Source organism: Micromonospora echinofusca (genome assembly GCF_900091445.1).
GTDB classification, from domain to species: domain Bacteria; phylum Actinomycetota; class Actinomycetes; order Mycobacteriales; family Micromonosporaceae; genus Micromonospora; species Micromonospora echinofusca.
This window is the reverse complement of sequence record NZ_LT607733.1, coordinates 2,946,528-2,962,251: the sequence shown is the minus strand read 5'-3', so window position 1 is coordinate 2,962,251 and position 15,724 is coordinate 2,946,528. Positions and strand designations below refer to the sequence as shown.

Sequence of the window (15,724 nt, the reverse complement as noted above, 5' to 3'; positions counted from 1 at the left end):
CACCAGGTCAAGGGGCGCGGGCGAAGGGCGGGTCGGGGACGCGGGGCCGCGGGGTGTGACGGGGTTACTTCGTGGGGCGGCCGCCCGTCACGCCGAGGATCTCGCCGGTGACGTAGCTGGACTCCTGGGAGGCGAAGAAGACGTACGCCGGGGCCAGCTCGGCCGGCTGGCCCGGGCGGCCCTCCGGGGTGTCCTGGCCGAACTTCTCGACCTTCTCCTGCGGCATGGTGGCCGGGATGAGCGGCGTCCAGATCGGACCGGGCGCCACCGCGTTCACCCGGATCCCCCGCCCGGCCAGGTCGGCGGCGAGCGCCTTGGTGAAGTTGGCGATCCCCGACTTGGTGGTGGCGTAGTCCAGCAGCTGCGGCGACGGGTCGAACGCCTGGATCGACGACGTGTTGATGATCGCCGAACCCTCGGGCAGGTGCGGCACGGCCGCCCGGCAGAGCCAGAACATCGCGTACAGGTTGGTCTTCAGCACGCGGTCGAACTGCTCGTCGCTGATGCCGAGGATGCCGTCCTCCTGCGCCATCTGGTAGGCCGCGTTGTTGACCAGGATGTCGATGCCGCCGAGGTCGCGTACGGCCCGCTCGATCAACTCCTGGCAGTGCCGCTGGTCGGTGATGTCGCCGCGTACCGCGATGCCCCTGCGGCCGGCCTCCTCGACGAGCCGGACGGTCTCCCGGGCGTCGGCGTCCTCCTCCTCGCCCAGGTAGGAGATGAGCACGTCGGCGCCCTCCCGGGCGTACGCGATGGCGATGGCGCGACCGATGCCGGAGTCGCCACCGGTGATGACCGCCCGCCGCCCCTCGAGCTTGCCGCTGCCGCGGTACGACTCCTCGCCGTGATCCGGCTTCGGGGTCATCTCCTGAGTCGAGCCGGGCGGCGTCTGCTGCTGCTTCGGTTGTCCCTCCTGCTGGCCGTACTGGCTCGTGGGGTCCTGCTGGGTGTGCTGGTCCTCGGTCACCGACGTCTCCTCGCGCACCGGTCGGGTGTGGGTCTCCCACCGCCCTACCCTGCGGCGGCGAGCGGAAACGGCGGTCCCGGTGTTACACCGGTGGGCCCGCACGCGGGGGTGGGATGAAACACCCGGGGCGGCTGTGGCAGCAGTGGCGATGCCTCGTTTATGGTGCGCTCGGCGCTCACCGGGCGTCGCGAACCCCCATGGAAGGGCACCTCATGACCTCTCCCTCCGGCCCGTCGCGTCGGACGGTGCTCGCCGCCGCGGCCGCGGCGGCGAGCGTCCCGCTGATCGCCGCCACCCCCGCCCAGGCGGCCGGCGCGGCCCGGTCGAGGACCTGGGACCTCACGATCCTCGGCACCTCGGACACCCACGGCAACGTCTTCAACTGGGACTACTACTCCGACGCCGAGTACGACGACAGCAAGCACAACGACGTCGGCGTCGCCAAGCTGGCCGCGCTGGTCAAGCAGATCCGCGCCGAGCGGCGCGGCAAGGCGACGCTGGTGCTCGACGCCGGCGACACCATCCAGGGCACCCCGCTGGCGACCTTCTACGCCAAGCAGGAGCCGATCACCAGCACCGGTGAGACGCACCCGATGGCCAACGCGATGAACGTGCTCGGCTACGACGCCGTGACGCTCGGCAACCACGAGTTCAACTACGGGCTGCCGCTGCTGGCGAAGTGGATCTCGCAGCTGGGCTTCCCGGCGCTGGCCGCCAACGCCGTCAACGCCGCCACCGGCAAGCCGGCCTTCCTGCCGTACGTCATCAAGAAGGTCTCCGTCGGCTTCGCCGCGCCGCCGCTGCGCGTCGGCATCCTCGGCCTGACCAACCCGGGCAGCGCGATCTGGGACCGGGCCAACGTCGAGGGCAAGCTGCGGTTCGACGACATGATCGCCACCGCGGCGAAGTACGTGCCGATCATGCGGGCGCGCGGCGCCGACATCGTGCTGGTCTCCGCCCACGGCGGCGACAGCGGCACCTCCAGCTACGGCCCCGAGCTGCCGATCGAGAACCCGACGGCGCTGATCGCCCAGCGGGTCCCCGGCATCGACGCGATCCTGTTCGGCCACGCCCACGCCGAGGTCGCCGAGAAGTTCGTGACCAACGAGCGCACCGGCGAGCAGGTGCTGCTCACCGAGCCGTCGAAGTGGGGCCAGCGGCTGAGCCGGATGGACTTCACGCTCACCCGCGAGCGGGGTAGCTGGAAGATCACCAAGAAGACCGCCGCCCTGTTGAACACCAACACGGTGGTCGAGGACCCGAAGGTCCTCGCGGCCGTGCGGGCACAGCACCAGAAGACCGTGGCGTACGTCAACCAGGTCGTCGCCCGCTCCACCGTGGAGCTGTCGGCGGCCGAGAGCCGCTACAAGGACACCCCGATCCTGGACTTCATCAACCACGTCCAGACCGAGGTCGTCGGTCAGGCGCTGGCCGGCACCTCGTACGCGGACCTGCCGGTGCTGTCGATCGCGGCGCCGTTCAGCCGCACCGCGGTCTTCCCCGCGGGCGACGTGAAGATCCGCGACGTGGCCGGGCTGTACGTCTTCGACAACACCCTCGAAGCCGTCGTGCTCAGCGGTGCCGAGGTACGCACCTACCTGGAGTACTCGGCGAAGTACTTCCGGACCCTCGCCCCGGGCGCCCCGGTCGACCCGGCGACGATCAGCGACCCGGCCGTGCCGGACTACAACTACGACGTCGTCTCCGGCCTGGACTACGACATCGACATCTCCAAGCTGGTGGGCCAACGCCTCACCCGCCTGGTGCTGCCCGGCACCGACACGCCGGTGGCGGACAACGCGCAGTTCGTGGTGGCGGTCAACAACTACCGGCGCAGCGGCGGCGGCAACTTCCCCGGCATCGTCAAGACCCAGGTCTACAACGAGCAGCAGGAGATCCGCCAGCTGCTGATCGACTGGGCGCAGGCCAGGGGCACCATCGACCCGGCCGACTTCCACCAGCCGAACTGGCGGCTGGTACGCGAGGGCGTACCAGTGTTCTGATCCAGCGCCGGACGGGCCGTGGGCGGATCGCCCACGGCCCGTCCGGGCGTCCGGGCGGATGAAGCCGGATCAGCGTGGGTCGCGGCCGTCGATCCGACCCCCGATCTCCAGGCACGGCCAGTCGGCGAGGTCCCGCAGCAACTGCCGGTCGTGCGTGGCCACCACCACGGCGGCGCTCGTCTCGCGGATCGCCGCCGTCAGCTCGTCCACCAGCGCCGACGACAGGTGGTTGGTCGGCTCGTCGAGCAGGATCAGGCCGGGCCGCCCGGCCAACGCCAACGCCAGGTCGAGGCGCCGCTGCTGCCCCTGCGACATCCGCCCGACCGGCGTACGCATCGCCTCGGAGTCCAGCAGCCCCAGCGCCCCGAGCCCGACCGTCTCGGCGTCGCGGAGCACCCCGCGGGCCACCAGCCGCCCCACGTGACGGGCCTGCACCTCACGCGCGGTGAGGCCGGGGTCGTGCTCGGCGGTCTCCTGGGTGATCAGGGCGATCCGTGCCTCGGTCGCCCTCCACACCTGCCCGGCCGTGGGTTCGAGCACCCCGGCCAGCACCGCGAGCAGCGTGGACTTTCCGGCGCCGTTCGCGCCGGTGACCAGCAGCCGGCCACCGCCGTCGAGGCTGAGGTCGACGGGACCCGCCAGGCGCCCGTCGACGACCACGCCGTACGCCCGCACCTGTGGCGCCCCCGGGCGGACGCCCAGGTCGGGCCACCGCAACGTCGGCGGCGGCTCCGGCACGTCGATCCGGTGTGCCCGCAGGGCGTCCTGCTGCCGGTTCAGCGCCTGCACGACGCCCGGCGCGCGCGACTGGCGCTGGTGCTTGCCGGTTCCCTTGTCCGGCCGCCAGCCGGTGGAGAGCCGGTCGCGGGCCTTCGCCACCGCGTCGGTCAGCCGGCGATGCTCGGCCTGCTGCTCGTCGTAGTCCTGCTCCCACGATTCGCGGTCACGCCGCCGGGCGTCCTGCCAGGCGTCGTAGCCGCCGGCGTACAGGCGCGGCGTCCGGTCGCGGGTCGGGTCGAGGTCCAGGAACCGGTCCGCGACGTCACGCAGCAGCGCCCGATCGTGGCTGACGACGGCGAAGCCGCCGCCGTGCTCGCGCAGCCTGCGGGTCAGGAAGTCCAACCCGTCGGCGTCGAGGTGGTTGGTCGGCTCGTCGAGCAGCAGCACGTCGTGGCGCGCGCCGAGCAGGCAGGCCAGCCGCACCCGGTAGCGCTGCCCGACCGAAAGCGTCGACAGCGCACGCCGGCGGTCCGTGCAGGCACCCAGGGCCTCGAGCGCGACGTCGACGCGGCGCTCGGCGTCCCACGCGTCGAGGCCGGTGGCGACGTCGAGCGCGGCGGCGTAGCGGTCGCCGCCACCGGGATCGCCGGCCGCCAGGGCCCGGGACGCCTCGTCCAACGCGGCGAGGGCCGCGAACGACGCGGCCAGCGCCTCCGAGGTCAGGGTGCCGACGGTCGCACCGTCGCGCACGGCCAGCTCCTGGCGGGCCAAACCGATCGTGCCCGCCCGGTGCACGGTGCCCTCGTCGGGGGCGATCAGGCCGGCGAGAACGTGCAGCAGCGTCGTCTTGCCGCGGCCGTTCTCGCCGACGACGGCGACCCGCGAGCGGGCGGAGACGGTCACCGACACGTTGGTCAGGACCCGGCGGGACCCCCGGACGACGGTGACGCCGTCGGCGCGGACGTGTGCGACGCCGCCCGCGGTGACGGGCAGGGAGATGGCTTCGGGGTTCGGGGTGAGGTTCAACGGTGCTCCGCAGCTCGTGGTGGAGCCGGGCAGCAGCAGGCGGCCGCCCGGCGGGAACCGGAACGGCGAGCGCGGACTCAGCAGAGGGAAGGCGCCGCCGTCAGCGGGCGGAGCGGACCTTCTGCGACCAGATACCTCGTGCCATGGCGGCAACCTTAGCAGCGCCGACGCAACGACTCCGCCCGGTTTTCACCCGGCGCGGCGGCGTCGGCGGTCCCCCGTCGTCGGCGGTCCCCCGTCGTCGGTGGACCGGCTTCGAGCGGAGGACGAACGTTTCAGCTCCCGTGGCGGTCGGTCAGGCCCCGTGCCGCAGGTCCCACCGGTCGCGCTCGTCACCCGGATCCGGCTGGTCGCGCCGCGGGTCGGTCTCGGTCAGCGCGGTCCGCTCCTCCGGGCGAACCGCGGGCGGCAGCTCGCCGAAGCGCACGTGCCGCAGGAAGTGGTACTCGTCGTCGGTGAACGACGTCCCGGAGTGGTCCTCTGCCATGGCTGCTCTCCTTCGACGTCATCATTCTGTGCGGTGGTGGCGTCGCACACCACCGCTAAAGCATCCTAGGATCCTGGGTGAAACGGATGGGCAGGCTCCGGGCCACGTGCTCGCCACCGAGGTGCCTTGCGCCGGCACCCTGCCCTACCGGTCCAGCAGCGCCAGGGCCGCCCGGACCGGGGCGCGGTCCAGCGTCTCGTCGAAGCTCGCCCGGCCCTGACAGAACCGCACGAACATCCGCCAGCCCGGCGGGGTGGCCAACAACGCGTGGAAGACCTCCGGCCGCCGGGCGAACACGTCGAGCAGCCGATGCCCGGCGCGCATCGACGGCACCAGGTCCCGGTCGACCGCGCGCTCGTACCCCGCCAGGTCACCGGACGCGACCGCCGCGCCGGCCAGCGCGCCGGAACGCAGCGCGTAGCTGATCCCCTCCCGGCTCCACGGCTCCAGCAGCCCGGCCGCGTCGCCCGCGACCAGCACCCGGCCCCGGCGCAGCGGCGAGTCCTCCGTCCGGCAGCGCGTCAGGTGACCGGAGTCGTGCGCCGGCGACACCGTGGCCAGGCCCAGCCGCTCGACGAACCCCCGCAGGTAGGCCCTGGTCCGCTCCCCCTCACCCCGGGCCGCGATCACGCCGACCGTCAGCCGGTCGCCCTTCGGGAAGACCCAGGCGTACGAGCCCGGCAGCCGACCCCAGTCCAGCAGGAGGCGGCCCCGCCAACGGGCCTGCTCCCGCGGCGGCACGGGCAGTTCCAGCTCCAGCCCCAGGTCCACCTGCCGGTAACGGGCCCCCACGTGCCGTGCGGTCACGCCCGAGGAACCGTCCGCCCCGATCACCGCCCGCGCGTGCACCGTGTCCCCGTCGGCGAGCCTGAGGCGTACGACGTCGGGGTCCTGCTCGACGGCGCGGACCGCGACCCGCTCACGGACCTCGGCGCCGGCGGCGACCGCGGCGGCGCGCAGCCGGTCGTCGAACTCCTCCCGGCGCACCATGCTCACCAGCGGCCCGCCGCGATGGTGGCGGGTGAACCCACGCCGCCCGTCCCGGGTGAACGTCACCCGGTCGACCCGGTCGTGCGCCGGCACCTCGATCCGGCCGGCCACCGCCGCCAGGGACGTGCCGATCAGGCCGCCCCCGCAGGTCTTGTAGCGCGGGTGTGCGGCGCGCTCGACGACCAGCGTGCGCAGGCCGGCGCGGGCGGCGGCACGGGCGGCGGTGAGCCCGGCGGGGCCGGCGCCGACGACGGCGAGATCCCAGACGATCACTGGTGCAGCCTAGGGCAAGCCGCGGCGCGCGGGCAGCGTCGGCGCGACCGGCGGCACCGCCCGATCGGGTGGGCATCTTCGGACGTCCACCGGGTAACCGCGCGGCGCAACCGCCCGCACGGAGGCGGGCCAGGCGAAGGAGGAAGGGCCATGCGGCAGGTGCAACTGTCGGATGTCGAGGAACGGGTGTACGACGCGGTCGCGGCGCTGGAGGCCCGAGGGCAGGTGCCGTACCCGGACCTCATCGCCGAGGAGGCCGGCCTCACCGCGGAGCAGTTGCGCGAGCCGCTGCACCAGCTCACCGAGAAGAACCTGTTGCACCGGGAGGACTCCCCCATGGCCGGGCTGGACTTCGGACCCCGGTTCTGTGCCCGCCAGATGGCGTGAGCCGTCGCCCGCCACGTGATGGTTCGCCTCCCGGGGACCGGGGTAGCGCTCAGCGATGCCCGTTCACTGGTTTACGGGAGGCACGATGAGCCCGGCGGGTACGCCACCGGCCGAACCCGCCGCGTCCCCGGACGACCGGCGGCGCTGGCAGGCCCTCGGGGTCGGGCTGGTCGCCGCCTTCATGACGCTGCTCGACGTGAGCATCGTCAACGTTGCCGTACCGTCGATGGACCGTTCGCTCGGCGCCTCCCCCAGCGACCTACAGTGGGTGCTGTCCGGGTACGCGCTGACGTTCGGGCTGGTGCTGGTCTCCGCCGGCCGCTTCGGCGACGCACGCGGCCGGCGTACCGCGTTCGTCTTCGGGATCGCCCTGTTCACGCTGGCCAGCGCGCTGGCCGGGCTGTCGCCCTCCCCCGCCTGGCTGATCGCGGCCCGGTTGCTCCAGGGCGCCGCCGCCGGAGTGGTCAACCCGCAGGTCACCGGGCTGATCCAGGAGCTCTTCCAGGGCCCCGAGCGGGGCCGACCGTTCGGGCTGCTCGGCGCCACCATCGGCATCTCCACGGCCGTCGGCCCGCTGCTCGGTGGCCTGCTGATCGCCGTCGGCGGCGAGGAGCACGGCTGGCGGTGGGTGTTCTTCGTCAACGTGCCGGTGGGCGTCCTGGCGGTGGTCCTCGGCTGGCGGCTGCTCCCCGCCCGACCGGCCGGCCCACGCGACCACCGGCGGCTGGACCCCGTCGGGGTGCTGCTGCTCGGCGCCGGAGTGCTGCTCGTGCTGTTGCCGCTGGTGCAGCAGGAGTGGCGGAACCCGGCGAGGTGGCTGCTCGTGCCCGTGGGGCTGCTCACCCTGGCCGGCTTCGCCGTGTGGGAACGGTGGTACGCCCGACGCCAGGAACCGCTGTTCGACCTGGGGCTGTTCGGCTTCCGGTCGTACGCCCTGGGTTCGCTGATCGCGCTGGTCTACTTCGGCGGGTTCACCGCGATCTTCTTCATCTTCACGCTCTACCTCCAGAACGGCCTCGGCTACAGCGCGCTGGTCGCCGGCCTGGCCATCACCCCGTTCGCGCTGGGCTCGGCCGCCGCGTCGGCGCTCGGAGGCCGGATCGTCGACCGCTTCGGGCGCCCACTCGTCGCGGTCGGGCTGCTCACCGTGGTGGTCGGGCTCGGGGCGGTCGTCGTCGTGCTCGACCTGGCCCCCAGCGGCGTACCCGTGCCGTGGCTGACCGCCGCCCCCCTGCTGGTCGCCGGGCTGGGCAGCGGCCTGGTGATCGCACCGAACCAGACCCTGACGCTGTCCCAGGTGCCGGTGCGGCAGGCGGGCAGCGGGGCGGGCATGCTCCAGACCGGCCAGCGGATCGGTTCCGCCGCCGGCATCGCCGCCGTCGGCTCGGTCTTCTTCTCCTCGCTGGCCGCCAGCGACGGGGACTTCCCGCTCGCGTTCCGGCACTCGCTGCTGCTGGCCGCCGGGGTGATCGCCCTCGCGCTGGTGGCGGCCCTGGTCGACGTCACCCTCGGCCACCGCCGTCACGACGGCCGCCGCCCCTGACCGGCGTCACGACAGCCGCCGCCCTGACCGGCGTGACGACGGCCGCCGGCTCCGCGCCTCCCCGGCTCCGGGCATGCGTCTGGCCGGCACCCCGGGTGGGGTACCGGCCAGCGGCAGTCGTTCACACTGCTCAGGTCAGCTGTTCCAGTGCTCGGCGACCAGGTCGGCGGCCATCTGCTCCCACTGCGCGTAGTGGTCCGGGTACGCCGACACCTGCACCGTCTGCGCCGCCTCGGTCAGCGGCATGTCCTGCCACCCGTCGACCTGCTTCAGACCCTTCAGGAACGCCGTCGTCGAGTACTCCGGGTCGGTGATCTGCTCCACCGTGCCCCAACCACTGGACGGACGCTGCTGGAACAGGCCCTGCGAATCATGGTCGTTGCGGTCACCCAGGTGACCCAGGTTCTCCAACTTCGACTCCTGCAACGCCGTCGCGATCGACACCACCGCGGCCCGCTCGTCCATGCCGGCCTTCTTCGTCGCCGCGATGATGGCCTTGACGTTGCCGACCTGCTCGTCCGAGAGGTCGATACGCGACTGGGCACCCTGCACACCATGCGGCACCAGCTTGCCCATGTCCGGCTTGTCAGCCTGCACCGCGACGGCGACAGCCGTCGTGTCCACGCTCGGGGCGCTGGTGTGGGCGGTGTCGGTCATCGGACCGGCGGCCACACCACCGGCGAACGCGAGACCGGCGATACCGAGAACGCTGTTACGAATGATCGTGTTCATCGCAGATGCTCCATTCGGGGGTCGGCACCCACAACGCCGAGGGGGATCGGCTTCACGCGGGTGCAAGCACCGTCCGGCGCCCAAGGAACTCAGGGGATCTCCAGTCGAACCGGAGGAGATTTCTCCGGCGTCGTACCGGAGGAAAGGTCTCCCGCGTCGCGCTGGAGGAAAGAACAGATCGGCCGTGTCGGCCGGATGTCCGACCTGTGCGGGTCGGAAGGACCCGGACTGTTTCGCGGGGGCGGGGGGTTGCCCTCACGTCGGCCGGACCATGTGTAACGACCACCGGCCCGCCATCATTCCGGGACCCCGGTCCCGCCACCCCGTCGGGGCGGGCCCGCCATCCCGGCGGGGCGGCATCGCCTTGGCGCTTGCCCGTCGGGGCCGGCTCGCCACCCCGTCGGGGCGGGCGGTGTGGCCTTGGCGTGTGGCCTCGGCGTGTGGCCTTGCTCGGTCGTACGCAGGGTGTAACGACCCCGCCCCGGCCACGATTCCGCCCCCACGATGCCCCCGACCACACCCTCAAACCGGGCACCGTTAGCCATCCCGGACCAGACGAGCACAGCCAGCCGCAGTCCCGCACGCTTGCGCCACAACCGGACACGCGACGCAGGTAGGTGTGATCGTGGCCGACGAGATCTTGGTAGTTTCGCGCCCTGGAGGGGCACATTCCTACCAAGATCTCACGGGACACAGAAACGGTGGCCGGCTAGCGTCGCGGGCCCGGACCTGGAAGGCGGTCTCGTGGACGGGGCAGCTCGACAGGGGCTCGCGTTGGCCACCACGACGAGACGCTGCGCCGGCTGCGGCCGGGCGGCGGTCCGGCCCGGATGCGGGGCGTCGTCGGCATGGACGCGACCGGCCGGCCCCGAGACGCGGGACCGGCCGGTATCACGCGATCGTCGTCACCAGAGCTGGGACACGATGTCCGCCGCCTGCTCCTCCCACTGCGCGTACGCGAAGGGGTAGGCCGAGACCTGCACGGTCTGCGCGGCGGAGGTCAGCGGCAGGTCCTGCCAGCCGCCCACGTTCTTGAGCGCCCGGTAGAAGGCCTCCGAGGCGTACTCGGGGTCGGTGATCTGCTCGGGCGAGCCCCAACCCGACGACGGGCGCTGCTGGAACAGGCCCTGCGAGTCGTGGTCGTTGTACACGCCCAGGTGGCCGAGGTTGTAGAGCTTCGACTCCTGAAGCGACGTGGCGATGCCGATGACGGCACCCCGCTCACCCACACCGCTCTCCTTGGCCTCCTCGATGATGGCCTTGGCGTTGGCGAGCTGCGCGTCGTCGAGCGGGATGCGCGACTGGGCGCCCTGCACGCCGTGCGGGATGAGCTTCTCGCGGCTGGGCTTGTCGGCGGAGGGCTTGGTGGTCGTACCGCCCGTGGTCAGTGCCGACTCCTCGGCCGCGCCCGGCCGGCTCTTGCCGGTGGCCTGCTCGATCGCCGCCACGGCACCCTCGTGGGGCGCGGACGTGACCGGCGCGGCCACGGCCGTCGGCCCGAAGGCGAGACCACCGAGGGCGGCGACACCCACCACGCTCAGCGCGATCTTGCGGTTCGAGTCCGTCGAGTCCTTCGCGATGGCCGGGAGCCATCGAGTGAAGTCGTACTTCACGATGGTTGCCCTTTCGGTCAGGCGAAGCGCTCCCTGGATGAGCACTCCTGGAGGGGAAACTTCCGCGCCGGACGGGTTTCGGCTCCGGCGGTACGGGGGACACAACCAGCCGGGCCTGTCGGTCATTCCGGATATGCGCCGGTCGTGGTCGGCTGCGACCGGGGTCACTACGCGGAGCGGACGGAGAGGCACCAATCGACCTGTCCGGGACGAGCCGCAGGCGCCCGGCAAAGCGGCTGGTGTGTGGCGTTCCTAGGCGTCGCGCGGGGCGCCGAAGCGGACCAGGACGTGCCAGAGCTGCTTGAGGTGCTGGAGGGTCACCTGCGTCGGCCCACGGTCGGCCCAGCGGGACGGCTCCCTGACCACCGAGGCCGCCGCCCGGCCGATCAGGGCGGCGTCGACCAGATCCCCCGGCCGGGCGAACTCGGCGTGCACCCGGGCGGCCAGCGGCGGGATGGCCGGGCCCCGGAAGTCGGCGTCGATCCGGTCGACGGGAAGCGCGAAGCCGGCGTGCCAGTGCAGGGCGAAGCCGTGCCGTCGGGCGAGCGCGGCGAGGATGTCCCCGGCCTCGGTGCCCCGGAAGGACGGGTCGACGACCATCGCCTCCACGTCGCGGGCGAGGCTCAGCTCGCCGTGGATCTGGGCCTCGATGTAGTCGTCGAGCGCGCGCCCCGCCGCGCCGGGGGCCCACGCGGCGTCCTCCCGGCGGCGCAGCAGGCTCTGGGCCAGGCTCACCACGTCGCCCGGCACGCCGAGGCTGATCCCGGTGTCGTCGGTGGCGGCCAGCAGGGCCGCCAGCACCGGCTCGAAGACGTCGACGGTGCCCAGGTCCCGGGGCCCGAGGTGGCTGTCGCCGAAGCAGAACGTGGCCCGCGCGAGCACCTGCGGACGCAGCCGCAGGTGACAGGAGCCGAACCGGGGGCACGCGCCGTCGGGATGGTCGAGCAGGTTGAGGCCGCCGTACTTCGGCCGGTCCGCGAGGGGTACGCCGGGTGCCTGGTAGGCGCCGCCGAAGAGGGACTCCTCCCAGCGGTCCCGGTCACCGCCGGGGAAGGCGGTCAGGCCGCCGTTGGAGATACCGGTCTCGAACTGGCTGCGGTAGACGCCCTCGGCGGCGAGGGCCTCGGCGACCGTACGCCCGTCGGCGAGCAGCCGGTCGGGGTGGAAGTTGAGGGTGAGCCGTCCGTGCCGGCCGACCGCCGCGATCAACAGTTCCGGACCGTGGGTGACGCCGGAGCCGGCGAGCGCGCGGGCGATGGCGGCCAGGGCGGCGGGACGGTCACGCAGCGCCACCGCGCGGACGTACGCGAGGGCGGCGCTCTGGGCGGGGGTGAGTGCCGGTGCCGCCTGCGCGGCGGCCGGTTCAGCGGTGGGTCGCACGGCGACGAATGTCTCCCATGCGCGGGCGGGGACGCACCCCCTTTTTTTCTTCGGTGGTGTCCTGGCCGGCACGCTCGCGTCGACCCGGTCACGGCCTTGGGCGCAGTCGGGTGGGCGGCGCGGCGACGCCGACGTTTCACCCGGTGGGCCGGCATCTGGACCGACGATTACAGTGGGAGGCGCCAAGCGGAAGGCGACGAATGACTGGTGGTGCCGTGGTCGAGCAGGGCGCCTTCGTGCACGAGGGGTTCTTCTACGACGGTCCGCGGGCCCTGCTCGCCGGCACGGTCCCGTTCATCACCGACGGTCTCGCCGCCGGGGAGCCGGTGCTGGTCGCGATGCCGGGCGCCAACCTGTGGCGGGTCCGCGCCGAGGTCGGCCCCGCCGACGCCGTGCGCTGGGCGGACATGACGCAGGCCGGCCGGAACCCGGGCCGGATCATCCCGTGGGTGTTGCAGGCGTTCATCGAACAGCACGCCGGCCGGCGGGTGCGCATCATCGGCGAGCCGATCTGGGCCGGGCGCAGCGACACGGAGTACCCGGCGTGCGCCCAGCACGAGGCACTGATCAACATGGCCTTCGCCGGCCGCGACGCGACCATCCTCTGCCCGTACGACACCACCGGGCTCGACGCCGACGTGCTGGCCGACGCGTACGCCACGCACCCCGTGCTCGTCGACGACGCCGGGCGACGGCCAAGCCCGCGTTACGCCCCGGCGGAGGTGGTGGCCCGCTACAACGAGCCCCTGTCGAGCCCGACGGAGCCGGTCGCGGCGCTGGCGTACGAGCTGGACACGCTCTCCGCCGTGCGCCGGTTCGTGGCAGGGCACGGGGAGGCCGCGGGGCTGGACGCGGACCGGCTGGCCGACCTCCAGATCGCGGTGACCGAGCTGGCGACCAACAGCGTCGCGCACGCCGGCGGCGCCGGTGTGCTGCGCGTGTGGCGGACGGCCGAGCACCTGGTCTGCGAGATCCACGACGACGGTTCGCTGACCGACCCGCTGACCGGGCGGCTGACCCCGGCGGCGGACGGCATCGGCGGCCGGGGGCTGGTGATCGTGCAGGCGCTGTGCGACCTGGTACGCGTACACACGACCGCCGCCGGCACGACCATCCGGATGTACGTGCGCCGCCCGGCGTGACCCGGCCCGGCAGGTAGCCGTCGAGCGGTCCCGGGCAGCCCGTACGGCGACTGCCCGGGACGACCGCCGGCCCGCTCAGTGGCCGCGGGCCAGCCACTCGTCGAGGTGTGGAGCCTCCGCCGCGACGGTCGTGCTCTCCCCGTGCCCGGTGTGCACGACCGTCTCCGGTGGGAGCGTGAGCAGCCGGTCCCGGATCGAGGCGACGATGGTGCCGAAGTCGCTGTACGAGCGTCCCGTCGCCCCCGGCCCGCCGGCGAAGAGCGTGTCGCCGGTGAAGACGACGCCGAGCTGCGGCGCGTGGAAGCTGCACCCGCCGGGGCTGTGCCCGGGCGTGTGCAGCACGGTCAGCGCGGTGCCGGCCACCTCGACGACCTGCCCGTCGCGCAGGTCCGCGCCCGGCGCCTCGTCGGGGTGCACCATGTCCCACAGCACCCGGTCGGCCGGGTGCAGCAGCACCGGGGCGCCGGTGGCCCGGGCCAGCGCCGGGGCCACCCGGACGTGGTCGTCGTGCGCGTGGGTGGCGAGGATCGCCCGCACCCGCCGGTCGCCGACGGCGGCCAGTATCGCGTCGACGTCGTGCGGAGCGTCGACGACGACGCACTCGGTGTCGTCGCCGACGACCCATACGTTGTTGTCCACGTCGAAGGTCTGGCCGTCGAGGGAGAACGTGCCGGAGGTGACGGCGTGGTCGACGCGCGCGGCCATCAGAGCACCACCACCGAGCGCAGCACGTCGCCCCGGTGCATCCGGGCGAACGCCTCCTCGACCTGCGCCAGGGCGATCTCCTCGGTGACGAAGGCGTCCAGGTCGAGCCGGCCCTGAAGGTAGAGCTCGGTGAGCATGGGGAAGTCGCGGCTGGGCAGGCAGTCGCCGTACCAGCTGGACTTCAACGCGCCGCCCCGGCCGAAGACGTCGAGCAGCGGCACCTCGACGGTCATCTCCGGCGTCGGTACGCCCACCAGCACGACGGTGCCGGCGAGGTCGCGGGCGTAGAAGGCCTGCTTCCAGGTCTCGGGGCGACCGACCGCGTCGATCACGACGTCGGCGCCGAAGCCGCCGGTGGCGGCGCGGATCGCCTCGACCGGGTCGTCCTCGCGGGCGTTGACGGTGTGGGTGGCGCCGAACTTCCGGGCCCAGTCGAGCTTGCGGGGGTCGGTGTCCACGGCGACGATCGTCGTCGCGCCGGCCAGCGCCGCGCCGGCCACCGCCGCGTCCCCGACGCCGCCGCAGCCGATCACGGCCACCGAGTCGCCCCGGGTGACCCCGCCGGTGTTCATGGCGGCCCCGAGACCGGCCATCACGCCGCAGCCGAGCAGACCGACGGCGGCGGGCCGGGCCGCCGGATCGACCTTGGTGCACTGCCCGGCGTGGACCAGGGTCTTCTCGGCGAAGGCGCCGATGCCCAGCGCCGGCGTGAGCTCGGTGCCGTCGGTGAGGGTCATCTTCTGCGCCGCGTTGTGGGTGGCGAAGCAGTACCACGGGCGGCCCCGGCGGCAGGCCCGGCACTCCCCGCAGACGGCCCGCCAGTTGAGCACCACGAAGTCGCCCGGCGCGACGCCGTCGACGCCCGGCCCGACCTGCTCGACGACGCCGGCGGCCTCGTGCCCGAGCAGGAACGGGTAGTCGTCGTTGATGCCGCCCTCGCGGTAGTGCAGGTCGGTGTGGCAGACCCCGCAGGACTGGATCCGCACGATCGCCTCGCCCGGACCCGGGTCGGGCAGCACGATCGTGGTCACCTCGACCGGCGCGCCCTTGCTGCGGGAGATGACTCCCCTGACCTCCTGGCTCACGCTTCCTCCTGCTCCACGCCGACGCGTCGCGCCGCCGTCCGTCGGTGCGCTGACGCGGCACCTCGATCACGTCCCTCGGGCCGAAACTACCCCCGATCGTCGCGGACGACCGGGGCCGCCGGGCGGTTATCGCGGGCGGCGAGGGGTAGGCGGGGGCACGGTTCGACAGTCGGACGGGAGTGCGCCATGAGGGTCAGCCATCTGCCGCTGCGGGTCAGCATCGGCGCGTTCGTCCTCAACTCGGGGTTGGGCAAGCGGTCGCTGGAGGGCGAGGCCGCGCAGGGCGTGCACGGAATGGCCGTCGGGGCCGTGCCGCAGCTCGGCAGGCTCGACCCGGACCGGTTCGCCCGGCTGCTCTCGCGGGCCGAGATCGCCCTGGGCGCCGCGCTGCTCGCGCCGTTCGTGCCGTCGGCGCTGGCGGGGCTGGGGCTGGCCGCGTTCGGCGCGGGTCTGGTGCAGCTCTACCTGCGCACGCCGGGGATGCGCGAGGCGGGCAGGCTCCGGCCCACCCAGCAGGGCATCGGCCTGGCCAAGGACGTCTGGCTGCTCGGGGCCGGCCTGACCCTGGTGCTGGACGATTTCACCCACGGCCGCCGGCGCCGCTGACGTCCCGCGCCGGCGACCGGCGAACACGCCCGCGCCGCGTCACGCGCCCACGCCGGGAGGGCGGT

General features: G+C 73.3%; 14 protein-coding genes. 5 read left to right on the top strand and 9 right to left on the bottom strand.

Translation table 11 applies throughout. The features are described 5' to 3' along the window. Window positions 1-64 precede the first annotated feature (64 nt). Window positions 65-967 carry an SDR family oxidoreductase gene (locus GA0070610_RS12980; protein WP_089003467.1) on the bottom strand — a complete coding sequence of 301 codons (903 nt, stop codon included), beginning with the start codon at window positions 965-967 and terminating at the stop codon, window positions 65-67. 212 nt (window positions 968-1,179) lie between these two features. On the opposite strand from GA0070610_RS12980, the gene GA0070610_RS12975 reads away from it, so the two are divergent. Then, window positions 1,180-2,970: a bifunctional metallophosphatase/5'-nucleotidase gene (locus GA0070610_RS12975; RefSeq protein ID WP_089000273.1), complete on the top strand. Its 1,791-nt coding sequence runs from the start codon at window positions 1,180-1,182 to the stop codon at window positions 2,968-2,970. A 69-nt stretch (window positions 2,971-3,039) separates the two neighbouring features. Here GA0070610_RS12975 and GA0070610_RS12970 read toward each other — a convergent pair whose 3' ends face one another. From GA0070610_RS12970 to GA0070610_RS12960, 3 genes are all read right to left on the bottom strand, one after another. Then, the gene (locus GA0070610_RS12970) at window positions 3,040-4,716 is read right to left on the bottom strand and encodes an ABC-F family ATP-binding cassette domain-containing protein (RefSeq protein ID WP_089000272.1); all 1,677 of its coding nucleotides are present in this window, start codon (window positions 4,714-4,716) and stop codon (window positions 3,040-3,042) included. Between the two features lie 295 nt (window positions 4,717-5,011). Then, a complete protein-coding gene (locus GA0070610_RS12965; RefSeq protein ID WP_089000271.1) occupies window positions 5,012-5,203 on the bottom strand; it encodes a hypothetical protein in 192 nt (63 codons plus the stop codon). A gap of 144 nt (window positions 5,204-5,347) precedes the next feature. After that, complete coding sequence (locus GA0070610_RS12960) at window positions 5,348-6,466, bottom strand: geranylgeranyl reductase family protein (RefSeq protein WP_089000270.1); 1,119 nt, start codon at window positions 6,464-6,466, stop codon at window positions 5,348-5,350. A gap of 150 nt (window positions 6,467-6,616) precedes the next feature. Between GA0070610_RS12960 and GA0070610_RS12955 the strand changes: the two genes are divergently transcribed. Together GA0070610_RS12955 and GA0070610_RS12950 are read left to right on the top strand one after the other, a co-directional pair. Beyond that, on the top strand, window positions 6,617-6,853 hold the full coding sequence (locus tag GA0070610_RS12955; protein ID WP_089000269.1) for a hypothetical protein: 237 nt from the start codon (window positions 6,617-6,619) through the stop codon (window positions 6,851-6,853). Between the two features lie 85 nt (window positions 6,854-6,938). Beyond that, a complete protein-coding gene (locus GA0070610_RS12950; protein WP_089000268.1) occupies window positions 6,939-8,396 on the top strand; it encodes an MFS transporter in 1,458 nt (485 codons plus the stop codon). Between the two features lie 135 nt (window positions 8,397-8,531). Here GA0070610_RS12950 and GA0070610_RS12945 read toward each other — a convergent pair whose 3' ends face one another. The 3 genes from GA0070610_RS12945 to GA0070610_RS12935 form a co-directional block, all read right to left on the bottom strand. Beyond that, window positions 8,532-9,128: a hypothetical protein gene (locus GA0070610_RS12945; RefSeq protein ID WP_089000267.1), complete on the bottom strand. Its 597-nt coding sequence runs from the start codon at window positions 9,126-9,128 to the stop codon at window positions 8,532-8,534. A 905-nt stretch (window positions 9,129-10,033) separates the two neighbouring features. Beyond that, window positions 10,034-10,741: a hypothetical protein gene (locus GA0070610_RS12940; RefSeq protein ID WP_089000266.1), complete on the bottom strand. Its 708-nt coding sequence runs from the start codon at window positions 10,739-10,741 to the stop codon at window positions 10,034-10,036. Between the two features lie 252 nt (window positions 10,742-10,993). Further along, window positions 10,994-12,121 carry a DUF3626 domain-containing protein gene (locus tag GA0070610_RS12935; RefSeq protein ID WP_231926102.1) on the bottom strand — a complete coding sequence of 376 codons (1,128 nt, stop codon included), beginning with the start codon at window positions 12,119-12,121 and terminating at the stop codon, window positions 10,994-10,996. Between the two features lie 200 nt (window positions 12,122-12,321). On the opposite strand from GA0070610_RS12935, the gene GA0070610_RS12930 reads away from it, so the two are divergent. Further along, entirely contained in the window at window positions 12,322-13,263 is a 942-nt protein-coding gene (locus GA0070610_RS12930) for a sensor histidine kinase (protein ID WP_089000265.1), read from the top strand. A 75-nt stretch (window positions 13,264-13,338) separates the two neighbouring features. Here GA0070610_RS12930 and GA0070610_RS12925 read toward each other — a convergent pair whose 3' ends face one another. Continuing rightward, window positions 13,339-13,968, bottom strand: coding sequence for an MBL fold metallo-hydrolase (locus GA0070610_RS12925; protein ID WP_089000264.1), 630 nt, complete (start codon window positions 13,966-13,968; stop codon window positions 13,339-13,341). Further along, entirely contained in the window at window positions 13,968-15,053 is a 1,086-nt protein-coding gene (locus GA0070610_RS12920; protein ID WP_089000263.1) for an S-(hydroxymethyl)mycothiol dehydrogenase, read from the bottom strand. The genes GA0070610_RS12925 and GA0070610_RS12920 overlap by 1 nt, the downstream gene beginning before the upstream one ends. Window positions 15,054-15,239: 186 nt before the next feature. On the opposite strand from GA0070610_RS12920, the gene GA0070610_RS12915 reads away from it, so the two are divergent. Next, window positions 15,240-15,659, top strand: a complete 420-nt coding sequence (locus GA0070610_RS12915) for a hypothetical protein (RefSeq protein WP_089000262.1) — start codon at window positions 15,240-15,242, stop codon at window positions 15,657-15,659. Window positions 15,660-15,724: the final 65 nt, after the last annotated feature.

Bases quoted from the DNA above. Each gene is read 5' to 3' on its own strand.
- GA0070610_RS12975 (WP_089000273.1), top strand. From the start codon at position 1,180: ATGACCTCTCCCTCCGGCCCGTCGCGTCGGACGGTGCTCGCCGCCGCG.
- GA0070610_RS12965 (WP_089000271.1), bottom strand. From the start codon at position 5,203: ATGGCAGAGGACCACTCCGGGACGTCGTTCACCGACGACGAGTACCAC.
- GA0070610_RS12955 (WP_089000269.1), top strand. From the start codon at position 6,617: ATGCGGCAGGTGCAACTGTCGGATGTCGAGGAACGGGTGTACGACGCG.
- GA0070610_RS12950 (WP_089000268.1), top strand. From the start codon at position 6,939: ATGAGCCCGGCGGGTACGCCACCGGCCGAACCCGCCGCGTCCCCGGAC.
- GA0070610_RS12945 (WP_089000267.1), bottom strand. From the start codon at position 9,128: ATGAACACGATCATTCGTAACAGCGTTCTCGGTATCGCCGGTCTCGCG.
- GA0070610_RS12930 (WP_089000265.1), top strand. From the start codon at position 12,322: ATGACTGGTGGTGCCGTGGTCGAGCAGGGCGCCTTCGTGCACGAGGGG.
- GA0070610_RS12925 (WP_089000264.1), bottom strand. From the start codon at position 13,968: ATGGCCGCGCGCGTCGACCACGCCGTCACCTCCGGCACGTTCTCCCTC.
- GA0070610_RS12915 (WP_089000262.1), top strand. From the start codon at position 15,240: ATGAGGGTCAGCCATCTGCCGCTGCGGGTCAGCATCGGCGCGTTCGTC.